This window comes from Bradyrhizobium monzae, assembly GCF_021458635.1.
Classification (GTDB): domain Bacteria; phylum Pseudomonadota; class Alphaproteobacteria; order Rhizobiales; family Xanthobacteraceae; genus Bradyrhizobium.
In genome coordinates this window covers 932,337-951,046 of sequence record NZ_JAIRDQ010000002.1, presented here as the reverse complement: position 1 = coordinate 951,046, position 18,710 = coordinate 932,337, and the positions used below count along the sequence as shown (strand labels likewise).

The 18,710-nt window shown below is 63.6% G+C and carries 15 protein-coding genes and 1 pseudogene; 8 read left to right on the top strand and 8 right to left on the bottom strand.

Translation table 11 applies throughout. From position 1 onward, the window contains the following. Positions 1-17: 17 nt before the first annotated feature. On the bottom strand, positions 18-1,529 hold the full coding sequence (locus K3F49_RS13430) for an acetyl-CoA acetyltransferase (RefSeq protein WP_234681387.1): 1,512 nt from the start codon (positions 1,527-1,529) through the stop codon (positions 18-20). Positions 1,530-1,696: 167 nt separating this feature from the next. After that, on the bottom strand, positions 1,697-2,830 hold the full coding sequence (locus tag K3F49_RS13425) for a nitronate monooxygenase (protein WP_234681386.1): 1,134 nt from the start codon (positions 2,828-2,830) through the stop codon (positions 1,697-1,699). A 221-nt stretch (positions 2,831-3,051) separates the two neighbouring features. Between K3F49_RS13425 and K3F49_RS13420 the strand changes: the two genes are divergently transcribed. Both K3F49_RS13420 and yghU read left to right on the top strand, forming a co-directional pair. Beyond that, positions 3,052-4,710: a flavin-containing monooxygenase gene (locus tag K3F49_RS13420; RefSeq protein ID WP_234681385.1), complete on the top strand. Its 1,659-nt coding sequence runs from the start codon at positions 3,052-3,054 to the stop codon at positions 4,708-4,710. A 111-nt stretch (positions 4,711-4,821) separates the two neighbouring features. Beyond that, the gene (gene yghU, locus K3F49_RS13415) at positions 4,822-5,700 is read left to right on the top strand and encodes a glutathione-dependent disulfide-bond oxidoreductase (protein ID WP_234681384.1); all 879 of its coding nucleotides are present in this window, start codon (positions 4,822-4,824) and stop codon (positions 5,698-5,700) included. Between the two features lie 123 nt (positions 5,701-5,823). Here the strand turns inward: yghU and K3F49_RS13410 are convergent, their stop codons facing one another. From K3F49_RS13410 to K3F49_RS13400, 3 genes are all read right to left on the bottom strand, one after another. Then, positions 5,824-7,101, bottom strand: coding sequence for an acyl-CoA dehydrogenase family protein (locus tag K3F49_RS13410; protein WP_234681383.1), 1,278 nt, complete (start codon positions 7,099-7,101; stop codon positions 5,824-5,826). Positions 7,102-7,402: 301 nt separating this feature from the next. Beyond that, complete coding sequence (locus tag K3F49_RS13405; RefSeq protein WP_234681382.1) at positions 7,403-7,783, bottom strand: VOC family protein; 381 nt, start codon at positions 7,781-7,783, stop codon at positions 7,403-7,405. Positions 7,784-7,894: 111 nt separating this feature from the next. Next, positions 7,895-8,674, bottom strand: a complete 780-nt coding sequence (locus K3F49_RS13400; protein WP_234681381.1) for an SDR family NAD(P)-dependent oxidoreductase — start codon at positions 8,672-8,674, stop codon at positions 7,895-7,897. Positions 8,675-8,903: 229 nt separating this feature from the next. Between K3F49_RS13400 and K3F49_RS13395 the strand changes: the two genes are divergently transcribed. The 3 genes from K3F49_RS13395 to K3F49_RS13385 are packed head-to-tail and all read left to right on the top strand — an operon-like array spanning position 8,904 to position 11,055. Next, positions 8,904-9,692, top strand: coding sequence for an enoyl-CoA hydratase/isomerase (locus K3F49_RS13395; RefSeq protein WP_234681380.1), 789 nt, complete (start codon positions 8,904-8,906; stop codon positions 9,690-9,692). Next, entirely contained in the window at positions 9,689-10,675 is a 987-nt protein-coding gene (locus K3F49_RS13390) for a phosphotransferase family protein (protein WP_234681379.1), read from the top strand. The genes K3F49_RS13395 and K3F49_RS13390 overlap by 4 nt, the downstream gene beginning before the upstream one ends. Positions 10,676-10,677: 2 nt before the next feature. After that, positions 10,678-11,055 (top strand): DUF6285 domain-containing protein, encoded by a 378-nt coding sequence (locus tag K3F49_RS13385; RefSeq protein WP_234681378.1) that lies wholly within the window; start codon positions 10,678-10,680, stop codon positions 11,053-11,055. A gap of 111 nt (positions 11,056-11,166) precedes the next feature. On the opposite strand, the gene K3F49_RS13380 is transcribed toward K3F49_RS13385, so the two are convergent. Continuing rightward, positions 11,167-11,946, bottom strand: a complete 780-nt coding sequence (locus K3F49_RS13380; protein ID WP_234681377.1) for an enoyl-CoA hydratase-related protein — start codon at positions 11,944-11,946, stop codon at positions 11,167-11,169. 211 nt (positions 11,947-12,157) lie between these two features. On the opposite strand from K3F49_RS13380, the gene K3F49_RS13375 reads away from it, so the two are divergent. Continuing rightward, entirely contained in the window at positions 12,158-13,432 is a 1,275-nt protein-coding gene (locus K3F49_RS13375) for an acyl-CoA dehydrogenase family protein (protein WP_234681376.1), read from the top strand. Between the two features lie 89 nt (positions 13,433-13,521). Here K3F49_RS13375 and K3F49_RS13370 read toward each other — a convergent pair. Next, positions 13,522-15,101 (bottom strand): annotated as a pseudogene (locus tag K3F49_RS13370) (fatty acid--CoA ligase). Between the two features lie 133 nt (positions 15,102-15,234). Further along, positions 15,235-16,107 (bottom strand): SDR family oxidoreductase, encoded by an 873-nt coding sequence (locus tag K3F49_RS13365; RefSeq protein WP_234681375.1) that lies wholly within the window; start codon positions 16,105-16,107, stop codon positions 15,235-15,237. A 104-nt stretch (positions 16,108-16,211) separates the two neighbouring features. Between K3F49_RS13365 and K3F49_RS13360 the strand changes: the two genes are divergently transcribed. After that, on the top strand, positions 16,212-17,021 hold the full coding sequence (locus K3F49_RS13360; protein ID WP_234681374.1) for a crotonase/enoyl-CoA hydratase family protein: 810 nt from the start codon (positions 16,212-16,214) through the stop codon (positions 17,019-17,021). A 137-nt stretch (positions 17,022-17,158) separates the two neighbouring features. After that, on the top strand, positions 17,159-18,703 hold the full coding sequence (locus tag K3F49_RS13355; RefSeq protein ID WP_234681373.1) for an acyl-CoA synthetase: 1,545 nt from the start codon (positions 17,159-17,161) through the stop codon (positions 18,701-18,703). The last annotated feature ends 7 nt before the right edge of the window (positions 18,704-18,710 follow it).

The following is an 18,710-nucleotide window of genomic DNA, read 5'->3' as shown; positions in this document are numbered from 1 at the left end:
GCCCACCCTTGAGCGACCTACGCCACGCGCCACTCCGGTACGCCATCCGCGGCCATCGTGATCTCACCGAGTGAACCCACCGGCGTACGATTCATGTCAAGCAAGCGCGCCAGCGTCGCATGATCGCTCGCCGGGATTCGCGCCAGCGTGCGCCGGTCATCCACCGTGCGCAACATCACCACGCCGTGTTCGGCATCGCCGCCACGGCCGTAGAGCACCGTAAAGCTCTCGACCTTCCCCTTGCCTGAAGCCTCCGCGACGAACTCCGGCACCGCACGCTTGTTGCGGTCGGCCTCGCCTTGCACGCTGGTCTCCTGCGCCAGCGCATCCGGCCGCGGTGTCTTCGAAACGACCAGAGCGTGATGCTTGGTGACGAAGCCGCCCTGGCCGTAGAGCAGGCCGAGCTTGTCGCCACCGCGCAGGCGCCGCACCATCGCGCAGGCTGCATGCGTCATGTAGGTGTTGAGCGGCGCGCCGAAGAAGGTGAGCCCGCCGTTCACGGTGGGCTGCACGTCGGCGCCGAGACCCAGCGTCCGCCGCGCCATCTTCGGTACGCAGGGGAAGCAGCTATAGAGCTCGATCGCGTCGAATTTTTTGCCGCCACCGGCGATGTCCATCACGGCCTTCAGCACCGCGTTCTGCGGATGGCTCTCGTAAAACTGGTCGCGCACGAGATAGTCGGGCGGCTCCTCGGCCGAAGCGCCACCGAGCGGATAGACCAGCCTGTCCTCGGGAATCCCGGCCGCGCGTGCCTTGGCAAGGCTGGTGAGCAACAGCGCGCCGCCCATGTTGACGCTGGGGTTGGCGACCATGAGCTTGTTATATGGCCAGGCAATGAGCCGGTTGTCCGCGGTTGGTGTCGTGATCTCGTCCGGCGCATGGCGCCGCTTCAGCCAGGAATTGGGATTTTGCGCGGCGGCCTCAGAATAGCGCGACCACAACGTGCCTGATTCCGCCATCGCCTCGCGCGGCGTCTGGCCCCAATGCGCGGACGATGCCGCTTCATAGAACGGATAGACCGTGACCGGGCGGAACACGCCGAGCTTCACGGCGAGCGGCTTCTGGAACGCCGCGCCGCGCTTCGGCTCCGGGGCATCGTGAGCGAACGGTGTCCATGGCAGCTCGACGCCCGCGCGCTCGGCCTTGGTTGCCGTCGATTGCGCTTCAGCGCCGCAGACCGCGGCGACGGTACATTCGCCGCGCGCGATGCGCTTTGCGGCTTCATGAATGAAACGGATCGGGCTCTCGCCGCCGACCGGCCCGTAATAGCAATGCGCGGGCGAGATGCCGAGCCGTTGCGCCAGCAGCTTCTCCGGATTGCGATAACGCCAGCTCAGGAAGTTGACGACGTCGAGCGACTGTACGTCGCCGAGCAGTTTTGCGCCGGCATCTCGCTCTGCACGTCGCAGTGCCTGTTCGAGCAGATCGAGCGGCTCAAGGCCCTCGGTGATCTCCCTGGGGCGATCGACGATCTCGCCGATGCCGACGATGACGGGGATGCGGTCTTCGGGGGTAGTTGTCTTGGTCATTTCTTCTTGCTTCACGTTTCAGATTTTTGGCACGCCGTCGTCCTTCGAGGGCCGCTGAAGAAGCGGCCACCTCAGATGACGGCTACGGGTACAGCGTCATCCTGAGGTGCGAGCCGAGTGACGCTTGCGGCGCTTGGCGAACCTCGAAGGATGGGCCGCACATACCTCTACTCCGCCACCAGAGCATTCATGTGCTCGACGGCTTCGGCAAACTCTTCCTTGAACTCCTGCACCACGGCGCCCGCCGACTTCACGCTATCGATCAGGCCGACGCCCTGGCCGACGAAATAGCTGACGAGGTCGCGCGCTTTGGCGTTGCCGGCGGCGGCGGCGCGATCAATGGAGTTGAAGGCATCGCGGCTGATGATGCTCTGCAGCGGCATCGGCAGGGCGCCGGGGCTCTCTGGCGCGCGATCCCAGGCATCGGTCCAGACCGAACGGAGCTGTCGCGCCGGCTTTCCGGTGCGGCCCTTCGAGCGGATCGCATCACGGGAGGATGCAGCGATCATCTTCTCGCGAAAGATCTCGGACGTTTCGGACTCGACGGTGGCAAGCCACACCGAGCCGGTCCACGCACCGGCGGCGCCCATGGCCATGCAGGCCGCCATCTGCCGTCCCGTCATGATGCCGCCGGCTGCCAGCACCGGCACGTCGCGAATCGGCTTGATCGCCTTGATCACCTCCGGCACCAGCACCATGGTCGAGACCTCGCCGCAATGGCCGCCGGCTTCGGTGCCCTGCACCACGAGGATATCGACACCGGCTGCGACCTGGCGCAACGCGTGCTCCTTGGCGCCGACCAGGGCTGCCACCGGCACGTTGTGCTTCTTGCCCATCTCGATCATGGCTTTCGGCGGCACGCCAAGCGCGTTCGCGATCAGCCGGATCGGATGATTGAACGAGACTTTCAGCAGCTCCAGGGCGGTCTCGGCGTCGAACGGCTGCGGCTGGTTGTCGCCCACATCGGTTGTGGTCAGCTCGATGTCGTACTTCTTCAGGAGGTCGCTCGTGTATTTGCGGTGCTCCTGCGGCACGCGCGCTTCCAGGCTCTTCCAGGTGACGTCCTTCTCGCCCGCGGTCGAGATATTTTCGGGGATCAGCACGTCGATGCCGTAGGGCTTGCCGTCGACATGGTCGTCGATCCATTTCAACTCGCGTTCGAGCGTATCGGGCGTGTGCACGGTGGCACCGAGCACGCCAAAGCCGCCAGCACGGCTGACGGCAGCAACGACATCGCGGCAATGGCTGAAGGCGAACAGCGGGAACTCGATGCCCAGCATGTCGCAGATCGGCGATCTCATGGTTCTCTCCCGGCGGCGTTCGATGACGCTAGCCTATCGTCATTTGCGATGCCATGCCGGATTCCCGCGCGCATCTTGCGTGCAGGCGTTACGTCATTCGCGGAGCCATTCCGTCGCGCAAAATAAGCGGGAGAGGGGCTGCGGATTAGCCTCTTGCACTTTCGCTGATGTCAGAGAATGCTGGATCACAACAACAGAAAACAATCAGGGAGCGCCAACCGATGTCGCCAGCGCAAGCAAGCCAGGCTCAAGCCGCCGAGGCCTACGATGTGGTTGTCGTCGGCGCAGGCTTTGCCGGCATGTACATGCTGCATCGTCTGCGCGGGCTGGGTTTCTCGGCACGGGTCTACGAGCAGGGCGGCGGCGTCGGCGGCACCTGGTACTGGAATCGCTATCCCGGTGCGCGCTGCGATGTCGAGAGCATGCAATATTCCTATTCGTTCTCGGAAGAGCTCCAGCAGGAATGGGACTGGAGCGAGCACTATGCGCCGCAGGCAGAGATCCTGAAATACGCCAATCACGTCGCCGACCGTTTTGATCTGCGCCGCGACATCCAGTTCAGCACCCGCGTCGAACGCGCCGTATTCGACGAACGCGCGAACAGATGGTCGGTCACGATATCCGAGGGCGGGCCAGTTCAAGCGCAATTCGTCGTGCTCGCAACCGGCTGCCTCTCGAATGCACGCAAGCCCGACATCAAGGGCCTCGAGAATTTTAAAGGTCCCGTCTACCACACCGGAAACTGGCCGCATGAAGACGTCGACTTCACGGGCTTGCGCGTCGGTCTGATCGGGACGGGATCGTCAGGCATCCAATCCACACCTGTCATCGCCGAACAGGCCAGACATCTCACAGTGTTCCAGCGTACGGCGAACTTCTCGATTCCTGCCCGCAATGCCGCGCTGACGGAAGAGGAACGCGACGCGTTCCGCAAGAAGTATCCGGAGATCCGTCAGTTTGCCCGTGAGGTCGCGCGCAACGGCATCTATGCCGAGCAGCCCGATCGCGGTGCGCTCGACGACGGCGACGAGACCAGAAACGGAAAGTACGCCTCGCGTTGGGAGCGCGGCGGACTCACGTTCATGTATGTCTACAACAATCTCGGTCTCGACCGGACCGCCAACGACACGGCCGCCGATTTCGTCCGCGGCAAGATTGCCGAGATCGTCAAGGATCCCACGACGGCAAAGCTGCTGCAACCGCACAACCATCCGATCGGCACCAAGCGCATCTGCATCGACACCGATTATTTTGCGACGTTCAACCGGCCGAACGTCTCGCTGGTCGACATCAAGACCAATCCGATCGAGGAGATCACGGCGAACGCGGTGCGTGTCGCCGGCAAGGACCACGAGGTCGATGCGCTGGTGATGGCGACGGGTTTCGACGCCATGACCGGATCGGTGGCGAAGATCGACATCAGCGGCCGCGGCGGTGAGATGCTGAACCAGAAATGGGCGGAGGGCCCCAAGACCTATCTCGGGCTGATGAGCGCAGGTTTTCCGAACCTCTTCATCATCACTGGTCCCGGCAGCCCGTCCGTGCTCTCGAACATGATCGTGTCGATCGAGCAGCACGTTGACTGGATCGCCGATTGCCTCGTGCACATGCGCAAACAGGGCCTCGCAACCATGGAGGCGGGCAGGGACGCCGAGGAGAAGTGGGTGGCGCATGTCAACGAGGTCGCCCATGGCACGCTCTATCCGCAGGCCAATTCCTGGTACATGGGCGCCAACGTCCCCGGCAAGCCGCGCATCTTCATGCCCTATATCGGCGGAGTCGGCGTCTACCGGCGGATCTGCGACGAGGTCGCGGCGAAGGGATACGAGGGCTTTGTGATGGAGGCCGAAGCGCGGCCGCGCAGTCTGGTGCCGGGCTAGGTTGCATGACGACGGCCTGAGGCCCGCGCGGGACGCAGAGCCGGCAGGGCTTGCCATCGGCCGTCAGCGGGCTAATTAATGCAGGCGCATCTTTTTCGCCGGAGCCTCCCCATGACCGATACCCCTTACGTGCCGCCCAAAGTCTGGACCTGGAACAAGGAGAATGGCGGCCAGTTCGCCAGCATCAACCGACCGATTGCCGGCGCGACCCACGACAAGGAGCTGCCGGTCGGCAAGCATCCCTTCCAGCTCTATTCGCTGGCGACCCCGAACGGGGTGAAGGTGACGGTGATGCTCGAGGAGCTTCTGGCGCTTGGCCACAAGGGCGCCGAATACGACGCCTGGCTGATCAAGATCGGCAATGGCGACCAGTTCGGCAGCGGTTTTGTCGACATCAATCCGAACTCGAAAATCCCGGCGCTGATGGACCGGTCCGGCCCCGAGCCGATCCGCGTGTTCGAATCCGGCTCGATCCTGTTCTACCTCGCCGAGAAATTCGGCGCCTTCCTGCCGAAGGAGATCAAGGCCCGGACAGACGCCATGTCCTGGCTGTTCTGGCAGATGGGCAGCGCGCCCTATCTCGGCGGCGGGTTTGGCCATTTCTACGCCTACGCGCCGTTCAAGATCGAATACGCGATCGATCGCTTCGCGATGGAGGTCAAGCGCCAGCTCGACGTGCTCGACCGGCGCCTTGCGGACCACGAATACCTCGCAGGCAAGGAGTACACCATCGCCGACATGGCGGTGTGGCCCTGGTACGGCGCACTCGCCAAGGGATTGGTCTATGGCGCCGGCGAGTTCTTGTCGGTGCAGGACTACAAGAATGTGCAGCGCTGGACCGACCAGATCGCGCAGCGGCCCGCGGTGAAACGCGGCCGCATGGTCAACCGCGTCTCCGGCGACCCCGCCAGCCAGCTCCACGAACGCCACGATGCGTCCGACTTCGAGACCAAGACCCAGGACAGGATCGAGTCGGCGACGACTGCGTAAAGTCGCTCGCGGATATCGCAGGGTGGGCAAAGCGAAGCGTGCCCACCACTTCTTTTGCAGGCCATGACGGTAGGCACGGCGCACGAAGAGCGCGCCTTTGCCCGCCCTACGGCACCTCGGAGGTTACGCCATGCTCAGCTCATGGCGTCCCACCACCATCCAGTGCACCTCGTCCGGACCATCGGCAAAGCGCAGGTGGCGAACGTCCTGGTACATCTCGGCAAGCGGGGTCCAGTGCGAGATGCCGGTGGCGCCGTGCATCTGGATCGACTGGTCGATGATCTTGCAGGCCCGCTCCGGCACCATGGCCTTGACCATGGAGACCCAGACGCGAGCCTCCTTGTTGCCGAGCACGTCCATGGCCTTTGCCGCCTTCAGCACCATCAGCCGCATCGCCTCGATCTCGCAGCGCGCCTGCGCCATGATCTGCATGTTGCCGCCGAGATGCGCGATCTTCTTGCCGAACGCTTCGCGCGTGAGGCCACGCTGCACCATCAGGTCGAGCGCCTTCTCGGCCTTGCCGATGGTGCGCATGCAGTGATGGATGCGGCCGGGTCCGAGGCGGAGCTGGGAGATCTCGAAGCCGCGGCCTTCGCCGAGCAGCATGTTCTCCTTCGGCACGCGCACATTGTTGAAGCGCATGTGCATGTGACCACGCGGCGCGTGGTCCTGACCGAACACGTACATCGGCCCGAGTACCTCGACGCCGGGCGTGTCGCGCGGCACCAGGATCTGCGACTGCTGCTTGCTCGGCGCCGCATCCGGATTGGTCTTCACCATCACGATGAGGATCTTGCAGCGGGGATCGCCGACGCCGGAGATGTAGTATTTCTCGCCGTTGATGACCCATTCGTCGCCGACGAGCTTGGCCGTGGTCGAGATGTTCTTGGCGTCGGAGGAGGCGACGTTCGGCTCGGTCATGACATAAGCCGAGCGGATCTCGCCGTTCATCAGCGGCTTCAGCCACTTTTCCTTCTGCTCCTTGGTGCCGACGCGCTCCAGCACCTCCATGTTGCCGGTGTCGGGCGCCGAACAGTTCATGGTCTCGGACGCGAGCGGGCTCTTGCCGAGCTCGGAGGCGATATAGGCGTAGTCGAGATTCTTCAGGCCTTGGCCGGTCTCGTCATCGGGCAGGAAGAAGTTCCAGAGGCCTTCCTTCTTGGCCTTGTTCTTGGCCACTTCCAGCACCTCGAGCTGCTTCGGCGTAAAGCTCCAGCGATCCTGTTTGCCTTCGCCGGCCTTGGCGAACTCGATCGACATCGGCTCGACCGTCTCGCGAATGAATTTCCTGACGTGATCGTAGAGCGGCCGGACCTGGTCCGACATGCGGAGGTCGTTGAGTTCGTCGCCGGGATTGAGCGTGTAGTTGGTGGTGCGGGGAATGTAGGTGTGCTTTGTCATTGTTCCTCCCGGGGGTCACTGAGATCGCGTTGGGTCGGAGAATAGTCGCAGCGCGCACAAAGTGCGAGCGCGCATTTTCTCACGCGAGCCATGCCATGCGATGGAATCTCGCAAGAGCGTTTGAAATGTTGTTTGAATGGTGTGGGCGCGCTGGTAACGCTCGCACCACACTCTGCGCTGTCATCGCCCGGCGAAGACCGGGCGATCCAGTATTCCAGAGACAGCGATGATTGAATCGAGAGGCTGCAGCATACTGGATTCCCCGCTTTCGCGGGGAATGACAGCGATGGATGCTGCTAGCTCAGTTCGGCATCCGGTGCATCGCGCAGATCTTGTTGCCGTCGAGATCGCGCAAGTACGCCAGATAGAGCTTGCCGCCCGGGCCCTGGCGCGCGCCGGGCGGGTCTTCGCAGGTCTTGCCGCCAGCGGCGAGACCGGCCGCGTGCCACGCATCCACCTGCTCTGGCGAGTTTGCGGCAAAGCCGATCGTGCCGCCATTGGCGTGCGTTGCCGGCTCGCCGTTGATCGGCTTCGACACCGAGAATACGCCGGTCTTGGTGAAGTAGAAAATGCGATGGCCGTCGACCTTGGCAGGCCGCACCTCGAGCGTGTTCAGCAGATTGTCGTAGAACGACTTAGCCTTATCGAGGTCGTTGGTGCCGATCATGATGTGTGAGAACATTGCCCATTCCCTCAGAGTATGTAACCCGGATGGAGCGCAGCGAAATCCAGGTCTGTTGCTTTTGGTGGTCCCGGATTGCACTGCGCTCCATCCGGGCTACGAACCAGAAAATCAAAACGCCGTATAGCCGCCGTCGATCACGAACGTATCCGCAGTGTGATACGACGACGCCTTGCTCATCAGGTACACCGCTATGCCGCCGAAATCGCTGGCCTCGCCGAAACGCCGCATCGGAATCCGTGGCATCACGTTGGCGACGAATTTTTCGTTGGCCATGATGCCCGCGGTCATGTCGCTCTTGATCCAGCCGGGCAGGATTGCGTTCGCTGTCACGCCGTGGCGGGCGAGCTCGACGCCGAGCGCGCGCACCAGCGCGTTGATGGCGGCCTTGGTCGCAGCGTAATGCTCGTTGCGCGCAGTGCCGAAGATCGAGGCGAGGCTCGAGGTCGCGACCAGACGGCCGAAGGGATCGCCGGCATTGGCGCGATCGGTCATGTGTTTTGCGGCGGCCTGGAAGGCGTGGAACACGCCGTCGAGATTGGTCGCGAACATCGTCCGCCATTCCTCTTCGGTGCGCTCGATGAAGGACCTGCGGCCGCCGCCGCCGATGCCCGCATTGGCGAAGCAGCCGTCGACGCGGCCGAAGGTATAGAGCGTCGCCTTCATCGCGGCATTGACCGAGGCCGGATCGGTGACGTCGCAGACGCGGCTGTCGACCTTGCCGGAGAGGCCCGCCATGCTCGCGGCAGCAGCCTTGTTCTTGTCAGCATTGCGGCCCCAGATCGAGACGTTGCAGCCCTGGCCGGCGAGCGCTTGCGCGATGCCGAGCCCGATACCGCCATTGCCGCCGGTGATCACCGCGACGCGGCCGGTGAGGTCGAAAAGGTTCATGGCGCGTTTCCTGTTTTTGGCAAGGTTTCTTGGTAGGGTTTCTTGGCAAGTTTCTTGGCAAGGTTTCTTGGTATGCCGCGCATCAGCCGGTGCGCGCAAGATCATGCGATATGGCGGTGGGGTATGCTTTCGCCACCATGGACAAGACCGCGCCAAAAATCAAATATGCGCCCCGGCAAACAAATTCCGGTCTGCGAAACTGACGCAGGCGGCAACTGACGAGGAAACGATGCAGTTCAAACACGTCACGCTCGAAGTCGATGGTTCGGTCGCGATCCTCAGGCTCGACCATCAGGAGGTGATGAACGCGGTCTCCATGGACATGCTCGGCGGGCTCTCCGATGCGCTCGACGCGATCGAGGAGAAGAGGGACGAGGTGCGCTGCGTCGTGCTGACCGGCGCCGGGCGCGCGTTCTGCACCGGTGCCAACCTCCAGGGCCGCAACAACCAGTCGAAGAAGACCAGGGCAGGCCTGACGCTCGAGACCGGGTTTCATCCGTTCCTGCGCCGCATCCGCAATCTGCATTGCCCGATCGTCACCGCGGTCAACGGCCCGGCCGCCGGTGCCGGCATGAGCTTCGCGCTGCTCGGCGACATGATTTTGTGCGCGCGCTCCTCCTACTTCCTTCAGGCATTCCGGCGCATCGGTCTGGTGCCGGATTGCGGCTCGACCTGGCTGCTGCCGCGCCTGATCGGCAAGGCGCGTTCGGTCGAATTGTCGCTGATGGGCGAGCGGCTGCCGGCCGAGAAAGCGCTGGAGTGGGGCCTGGTCAACCGCGTCTATGACGACGGCGTGCTGATGGAAGAGGCGATGAAGCTCGCACGCGACCTCGCCAGCGGCCCCACGATCGCGCTGTCGCTGATCCGCAAGCTCTACTGGGACAGCCCCGAAAACTCCTTCGAGGATCAGCTCAATCTCGAATTCCAGTGCCAGATCCGCGCCGGCGATACGCAGGATTTCCGTGAAGGCGTCGGCGCCTTCCTGGAGAAGCGGCCTGCGCAGTTCAAAGGCAAATGATCGAGGCGGAGCTTTCCCGCAGCGTCCAGCGCTGGTGTCCCGGTGCGACCGGCGTCACCGGCGCGGCCAAGCTTTCGGGTGGCGCCAGTCAGGAGACCTGGCGCTTCGACATCATGCATCCCGATGGGCCGATCGGCGCGATCCTGCGCCGCTCGCCGAAAGGCTATGGCGCCGCGCCAACGCGCGCGGCGGGTCTTGCCGCGGAGGCCCAGCTGATGCAGCTTGCCTATGAGGCGGGCGTGCCGTCGCCGCGTGTGATGCATGTGCTGACGCCGGACGAAGAGCTCGGCACCGGCTTCATCATGCAGCGGGTCGAGGGCGAAACCATCGCGCGCAAGATTCTTCGCAACGAGGAGTTCGCAGCGGCACGGCCGCTGCTCGCGCGGCAGATCGGCGGCGTGCTTGCGGGCTTGCACAGGCTGCCGCAGGACAAATTGCCCGAGCTGCGCAGCCGCTCCGCGACCCAGGAGATCTCCGAGTTCGATCGCGACTATCGCAGCCTGAACTGGCCAAAGCCGGTGTTCGAGCTGGCGCTGCGCTGGCTGCGCGACCACGATCCGGGCCTCTCGGCCGAGACCACGCTGGTGCATGGTGATTTCCGCAACGGCAATCTCATCATCGGCGCCGACGGCGTTCGCGCGGTGCTGGATTGGGAGCTCGCGCACCTCGGCGATCCCATGGAGGATCTCGGTTGGGTCTGCGTCAATTCCTGGCGCTTCGGCGAGATCGACAAGCCCGTCGGCGGCTTTGGTTCGCGCGAAGAGCTGTTTGCGGGCTATGAGGCTGCGGGCCGCAAAGTCGATCCCGCGCGCGTCAAATTCTGGGAAGTGATGGGCACGTTGCGCTGGGGCATCATGTGCGGCGGCATGATGCAGCGGTTTCGCGAGGGGCCGGATCATTCGATGGAGCGCGCCATGATCGGTCGCCGTGCGTCCGAGACCGAGATCGATCTGTTGCGCCTGCTTGCGCCGCGGGGGAGTTGACGATGCAAGACGAACCGACACCGATCGAGCTGACCAGGGCGGTCGCCGATTTCCTCCGCAACGACATCACGCCGCTGATCTCCGGCCACCAGGCTTTCAAGCTGCGCGTCGCCATCAACATCCTCGACCTCGTCACGCGGCAGCTGACACGGGAGGAGGGGAGCGATGCGAACGAAGTGGAGCGGCTGCGCGCGCTGCTCGGCATGGATGGCTCGGTGACCGATCTCAACCGCGCGCTAGCGGAGCGTATCGCCAAGGGGGAGGTTGATCTCGCAACGCCGGGGCTTGCGGGGCACCTGTGGGCAACCACGATGGACAAGCTCGCGGTCGATCAGCCGAATTACGCGTCGTACAAGCGAGAGATGGGGCGAGGCGAGTAGCTCTCCCCCCATCATTGCGAGGAGCCCTTGCGACGAAGCAATCCAGACTGCTTCCGCGGATGCATTTCTGGATTGCTTCGCTGCGCTCGCAATGACGGGCGGAGAGAACGTCTACTTCCCCACCCATTTCGGCGGCCGTTTCTCGGAAAACGCCTTCGGGCCCTCGATGTAATCCTGCGACGCCACCATCGCCTTCACCGCCGGATACTCGCGCTGCTCCTCGATCGCCTGCTCCAGCGACACGGCAAGTCCCTTCCGGATGGTCTGCTTCGATGCCCGGATCGACATCGGCGAGTTCTTGGTGATCATCTCCGCCCAGCGCAGCGCGCCCGCAAGTGCCTCGCCCTGCGGGACCACCTCGTTGACGAAGCCGAGCTCAAGACCCTCCTTGGCGCTGACATGGCGCGCGGTGAGGATCATGCCCATGGCGCGCTTCAGGCCGATCTGCCGCGGCAAGCGGTGCAGGCCGCCGGCAAGGGCAGCGAGGCCGACGCGCGGCTCGGGCAGCGCGAAGGTTGCATTCTCGGACGCGATGATCAGGTCGCAGGCGAGCGCGATCTCGAAGCCGCCGCCCATGGCGACGCCGTTGACCGCCGCGATGATCGGCTTGTCGCAATCGAAGCGCGCAGTGAGGCCGGCAAAGCCCCCGTTGTCCCAGCCGCGCTTGCCTCCCGCCGCCTGCCATTTCAGATCGTTGCCGGCGCAGAACGCCTTGTCGCCGGCGCCGGTGACGACCGCGACCCATTGCTCGGGATCGGCGGCGAAATCGTTAAACACCTTGTTGAGCTCGAAATGCGCATCGATATGCAGCGCGTTGTAGACCTCCGGCCGCGACAACGTGATGATCGTGATCGGCCCCTTGCGTTCGACCTTTGAGAATTTCAGCTCCATCGCGCGCTCCCGCAGTTTCTCGTGAAGGAATATTGGCGTCATACTACCGCGCGTCAGCGCCGGAGCACCATCGAATTGCGCGGGCGCGCCTTGCGCCTCTCACACGCCTCGCGTTGCTTGACTCGCGCGCGCTCTTCTCACCTTAATCGTGCGAAGCAAAATGCGCCTAGCGCCTTAACGCAAAACGATAAAATCAACCCGGGAGAGAACCGTGGATTTCTCATTGCCTGCCGATCTCGTCGCCTATCTCGGAGAGCTCGATCGTTTCATCGAACGCGAGATCAAGCCATTGGAACAGGCGGACGACAACATCCGCTTCTTCGATCATCGCCGCGAATGGGCGCGTACCGATTTCGAGAATGGCGGCCTGCCGCGTCACGAATGGGAAGCGCTGCTGCGCAAGGCAAAAGACCTTGCGGATGCCGCCGGCCATTTGCGCTTTCCGGTGTCGAAGCAATATGGCGGCAAGGACGGCTCCAACCTCTGGATGGCCGTGATCCGCGAGCATTTTGCAGCAAAAGGCCTCGGCCTGCACAACGACCTCCAGAACGAGCACTCCATCGTCGGCAATTTCCCCGTCGTGACCATGCTCGACCGCTACGGCCGCGACGATCAGAAGGCGATGATCGACGGCTCGATCAAGGGCAAGTACCGCATCACCTTCGGCCTCACCGAACCGCATCACGGCTCGGACGCCACTCACATGGAGACGCGCGCGGTGCCGGCGACCCGCGACAACGTCAAGGGTTGGATCATCAACGGTGAGAAGATGTGGACCACCGGCATGCACGTCGCCACGCATTGCGCGCTGTTCGCGCGCACGTCGGGCAATGACGGCGATGCCCGCGGCATCACCTGCTTCCTGGTGCCGGCCAAGAGCCACGGCGTGAAGGTCGAGGAGTACATGTGGACCTTCAACATGCCGACCGACCATCCCCGCGTCAGTTTTACGGATGTGTTCGTGCCTGAGGACGCGCTGTTCGGCGAGGTCGGCCGCGGCCTGTCGCTGGCGCAATGTTTTGTCCATCAGAACCGCATTCGGCAGGCTGCGAGCTCGCTTGGTGCCGCCGTCTACTGCATCAACGAGAGCGTCAAATATGCGCGCGAGCGAAAACCGTTCGGCAAAGCGCTCGCCGAAAACCAGGCAATCCAGTTCCCGCTGGTCGAACTCGCAACGCAAGCCGAGATGCTGCGCCTGTTGATCCGCAAGACCGCCTGGGAGATGGACCAGCTCAATGAGGAGCAGATCGAGCGCTCGCTCTCCGACCGCGTCTCGATGTGCAACTACTGGGCAAACCGCCTTTGTTGTGAGTCGGCCGACCGCGCCATGCAAGTCCACGGCGGCATGGGCTATTCACGCCACAAGCCGTTCGAGCACATCTACCGCCATCACCGCCGCTACCGGATCACCGAAGGCAGCGAGGAGATCCAGATGCGCAAGGTGGCGGGGTTCCTGTTCGGCTATATGGGGCCGGGGAAGCACTAGCCGTCATTGCGAGCGAGGCGAAGCAATCCAGAAATGTTGCCGCGGAGGGCTTCTGGATTGCTTCGTCGCTGTGCTCCTTGCAATGATCGTCAGTTCACCCGCCGGTCCTTCCCCGCCCAGTACGGCTCGCGCAGCTGCCGCCGCAAGATCTTCCCGGAGGGATTCCTCGGCAGGGCCGGCAGAAACTCCACGCTCTTCGGCGTCTTGAAGCCGGCGATGCGCTCGCGGGTGAAGTTGATGATGTCGGTTGCGGTCGCCTCTTTGCCCGGCTTCATCACCACGACCGCCTTCACGGCCTCGCCCCATTTGTCGTCGGGGATGCCGATCACCGCGGCCTCCGCGACATCAGGATGATCGCATAGCGCGCTCTCGACCTCGGCCGGGTAGATGTTCTCGCCGCCGGAGATGATCATGTCCTTGATGCGGTCGTGGATGTAGAGATAGCCGTCCTCGTCCATGTAGCCGGCATCGCCCGTGCGCAGCCAGCCGTCGCCGCGCAGCGTCGCGGCGGTCGCTTCCGGCAGATTCCAGTAGCCGGCCATGTTGGAGCCCGACCGTGTCGCGATCTCGCCGACCTCGCGCGGCGGCAGCGGCTTGCCGTCGGCGTCGAGAATGGCGATCTCGACGCCCGGCAGCGCCCTGCCGGCGGAACGCATCCGCTCCAGGCCCTCGACGTGATCTTCAGGCGGCAGCGCGACGATGGTGCCCGTCGTCTCCGTCATGCCGTACATCTGCACGAAACCGCATTTGAAGATCTCGATGCATTCCTTCAGCAACGCCGCCGGAATCGGGGAGGCGCCGTACAGCATGTATTTCAATCGTGAAAAGTCGACCGTCTTCGCGCGCGGCTGCCGCACCACGAACTGCATCGCCGCCGGCACCATGAAGAGTTTCGTGATGCCGGATTGCTCGAAGAAATCCAGCACCCTGGTCGGATCGAACTCGCGCGCGATCACGCCGCGGGCGCCGTGATAGAGCCCCATCACGCCCCAGCCGGAGCCGCCGATATGGAAGATCGGCATCGCCACCAGCGACACGTCGTTGGTCGACCACCGGTTCCACTCCGGCTTGTCCTCGGCGTTGCCGGTCTGCACCAGATTGAGAAAGTTCGCGTGGCTCAGCATCGCACCCTTCGGCTTGCCCGTGGTGCCCGACGTGTAGAGCTGGATCGCGATGTCTTTGGTGTCGATCGGCACCCTGGGATCGTCGCCGCTCTGCGCATCGCGCCACGCGGTAAAATCCTGCCATTCCGGCGCACCGCCTTCGGTGGTGATGACGGTACGCACGCCCGGGAGCTGATCCTTGATCTGCGAGACCAGCGTGATGAATTCCGGCCCGACGAACAGCACGGGCGCCTTGCATCGGCGACGATGAAGGCGACCTCGGGTCCCGCGAGCCGCCAATTCACCGGCGCCATCACCACGCCGGCCTTCATCGCGCCCATCAGCAGTTCGAAATAGAGGTCGCTGTTCTTGCCGAGATAGGCGATGCGATCGCCTTTCTTCACGCCCATCGCGATCAACGCGTTGGCGACCTTGTTGGTCTTGATGTCGAACTCGGCAAAGCTGGTGACGCGGCCCTCGAACTCATAGGCGGTAGCGTTGCCGCGGCTTTTGGCGCGCTCGCGCACCATGTCGGCGAGGTTCGCCAATGGCTGTGTGGTAGACATGTCTCTCCCGGGGCGTTTTGCTTTTATGCCGCGGAGTGTGGCGTCATCCGCGTGCAAAAACAATACGGCAGAGGGAAGGGCGCGGTCTTGTGTCTTGAGCGCGCTGCACCGCCACAAGCGTGTTCGGGTGACGTCAACCTCTCTTCGCCCGGTCCTTCTCGTTCTGCGCCATGATGCTTTCGCGCGCCGTCTTCCAGTCGTCGTCGCTCCAGTCGCGGAGCTGATAGAAATTGCCGCCCATCGCGAGCGCCTGCGCGCCGTCCATGGCGATGGTCTCGCCGGTGATCCAGTCGCAGCCGCCGGAGATCAGGAACACCGCGAGGTTCTGCAGCTCCTCCATGGTGCCGACGCGGCCCATCGGGTTCATCGCCTTGGTGCGCGCGCCGGCTTCGTCACCCGGCTTGATGCGCTTGCTCATGCCCTCGGTCGGGATCTCGCCCGGCGCGATGGTGTTGAGGCGGATGCCGTGCCGGCCCCATTCGGTCGCGAGCGACATCGTCATGGCGTGGATCGCCGACTTGCTCATCGCCGACGGCACCACGTAAGGCGAGCCGTTGCGCACCCAGGTCACGGTGATCGAGACGACGTTGCCGGGCTGCTTCAAGGCGATCCAGCGCTTGCCGACCGCATGCGTCACGTAGAACGTGCCGTGCATGACGATGTTGGCGACGGCATCGAAGCCGCGCGGCGAGAGTTCCTCGCTGCGTGAGATGAAATTGCCGGCGGCGTTGTTGATGAGATCGGTGAGCGGCGCATCGCGAAAGATGGTCTCGATCATCTCCTCGACCGCGAGCGCATTGCGGATGTCGACACCGTGGCTGGTGACGCGGCCGCCATACTGATCCATCAGCTCGGTCGCGGTCTCGTCGCAGACGATCTTGCGCCGGCCGCAGATGTGCACCTCGGCACCAAGCTGGAGAAAGCGCGCCGCCATCGACTTGCCGAGGCCGGTGCCGCCGCCGGTCACGAGAATGCGGCGTCCCGCCAGAAGATTTTCCTTGAACATGGCTGTTTCTCCCGTACGGATTGTCAGTTAATTGGTCGATTGACTAAATCCGGCCGTCAGCTTTCTGTAAAGCGGCACCGAACAAGAACAGGGAGAATTCATCCATGGAAGAGCGCGTCTCGATTTCGATCTCGGAAGGCGTCGCCGATGTGCGCCTGGTGCGCGCGGACAAGATGAATGCGCTCGATCAGGCCATGTTCGAGGCTCTTGTCGCGGCAACCGAACGGCTTTCGAAGGAAAAAGGCGTGCGCGCCGTCGTGCTGTCCGGCGAGGGCCGCGCCTTCTGTGCCGGTCTCGACATGGGGCGTTTTGCCGCCATGAAGGAGAAGGGCGGCAACGGAATTCCGGGTGGCGAAAATCGTGACCTCACCAAGCGCACGCATGGCCAGGCGAACTTTCCGCAAGCCGCGGTATGGGGATGGCGTCAGCTTCCGGTTCCCGTGATCGCGGCCGTGCATGGCGTTGCCTTCGGCGGCGGCTTCCAGCTCTCGCTTGGCGCCGACATGCGCTTCCTCAGCCCCGATGCGCGGATGTCGGTGATGGAGATCAAATGGGGCCTCGTGCCCGATATGGCGGGCACGCCGATCCTGGCCTCGCTCGTGCGCGACGACATCTTGCGCGATCTCACCTACACCGGCCGCATCTTCTCCGCGCAGGAGGCGATGACGTACGGTCTCGCCACGCGCGTCTGCGACGATCCTCGCGCTGCTGCGCTCGAAGTCGCGCGTGAGATCGCCGGCAAGAGCCCCGATGCGATCCGCGCCGCCAAGCGCTTGCTGAACAATCTCTCGGTCGATCCGGGTCCCGCGCTGCTGGCGGAGTCGGTCGAGCAGCAGAAGCTGATCGGCAGTGCGAACCAGACCGAAGCGGTGCGCTCGAATCTGGAGAAGCGCGCAGCGAAGTATGCGGATTGATAGCCTCCGTCATGGCCGGGCCTGTCCCGGCCATCCACGTTCTTGATGCAAGCGACGAAGCAAGGACGTGGATCACCGGGACAAGCCCGGTGATGACGACTAACTCGCACCGTCGCTGAACAACGAAGAAAAAGCAAATGAGCGAAACGCCCAACTTCCTCGGCATCGTCTCTGGCGAGCGCCGCCGTGCCCATACCGAAGTCGCTGCCCGTTCCGACCTCATCGCGTCCGGCCTCGCCAGGATCGGCGTCAGGCAAGGCGATTGCGTCTGCATGCTGATGCGCAACGACATCGCCTTCCTGGAAGCGGCCTACGCCGCGATGCGGCTGGGCGCCTACGGCGTTCCGATCAACTGGCATTTCAAGCCGGAGGAGATCAACTACATCCTGAACGACACCGGCACGTCTGTGCTGATCGGGCATGCCGACATGCTGCACGCCTTGCGCGATGCGATTCCCGCGGGCGTCACCGTGCTCAGCGTGCCAACGCCGCCGGAAATTTTGAAGAATTACAAGATCGATCCCGACCTTCTGTCGACACCGGACTTTGCGGTCGATTTCGAGCCCTGGCTCGCGCAATACCAGCCCTATGACGGCCCGGTCGTGCCGCAGCCGATGAACATGATCTACACCTCAGGCACGACAGGCCATCCCAAGGGCGTGCGCCGCAACGCCCCGACGCCGGGGCAGCAGGCCGCTGGCGAGCGCATGCGCGCGATGATCTACGGGCTCAAGCCCGGTGCCCGTGCGATCCTGCCGGGCCCGCTCTATCACTCCGCGCCGAATTCGTTCGGCATCCGCGCCGGAAAACTCGGTGGCGCGCTGGTGCTCATGCCGCGATTCGAGGCGGAAGAGTTTCTGCAGCTGATCGAGCGCTACAAAATCGACACCATTTTCATGGTGCCAACCATGTTCATCCGCCTGATGAAACTGCCGGAGGAGGTGCGCAGGAAATACGACGTCTCTTCGCTCCGCCACATCATCCACGCCGCCGCGCCGTGCCCGGCGGATGTCAAGCGCGCCATGATCGAATGGTGGGGGCCGGTGATCTACGAATTCTACGGCTCGACCGAGTCCAGCGCCGTCACCTTCGCGACCTCCGAGGACGCGCTGAAGAAGCCCGGCACCGTCGGCAAGATATCGCCCGGCGCCGAATTGCGTTTCATCGGCGATGACGGCCGCGTGCTGGGCGTGGGTGAGATCGGCGAGATCTATTCGCGCATGCGCGGGATGGCGGATTTCACCTACCACAACAAGCCGGAGAAGCGCGCCGAGATCGACCGTGACGGTTTCATCACCTCCGGCGACGTCGGCTACATCGACGAAGACGGTTATGTCTTCATCTGCGACCGCAAGCGCGACATGGTGATCTCCGGCGGCGTCAACATCTATCCGGCCGAGATCGAATCCGTGCTGCACGCCGTGCCCGGCGTACATGATTGCGCGGTGTTCGGCATTCCCGATACGGAGTTCGGCGAGGCGCTGATGGCCGTAGTTGAGCCGCAACCTGGCATCACGCTCGACGCCGCCGGCATCCGCGCGCGGCTGAAGGCGTCACTCGCTGATTACAAGGTGCCGAAGCACATCGAGATCCGCAGCGGTCTGCCGCGCGAAGATTCCGGAAAAATCTTCAAGCGCCGCCTCCGCGATCCCTATTGGGAGCAGGCGGGGCGCAAGATCTAGCTTTTCG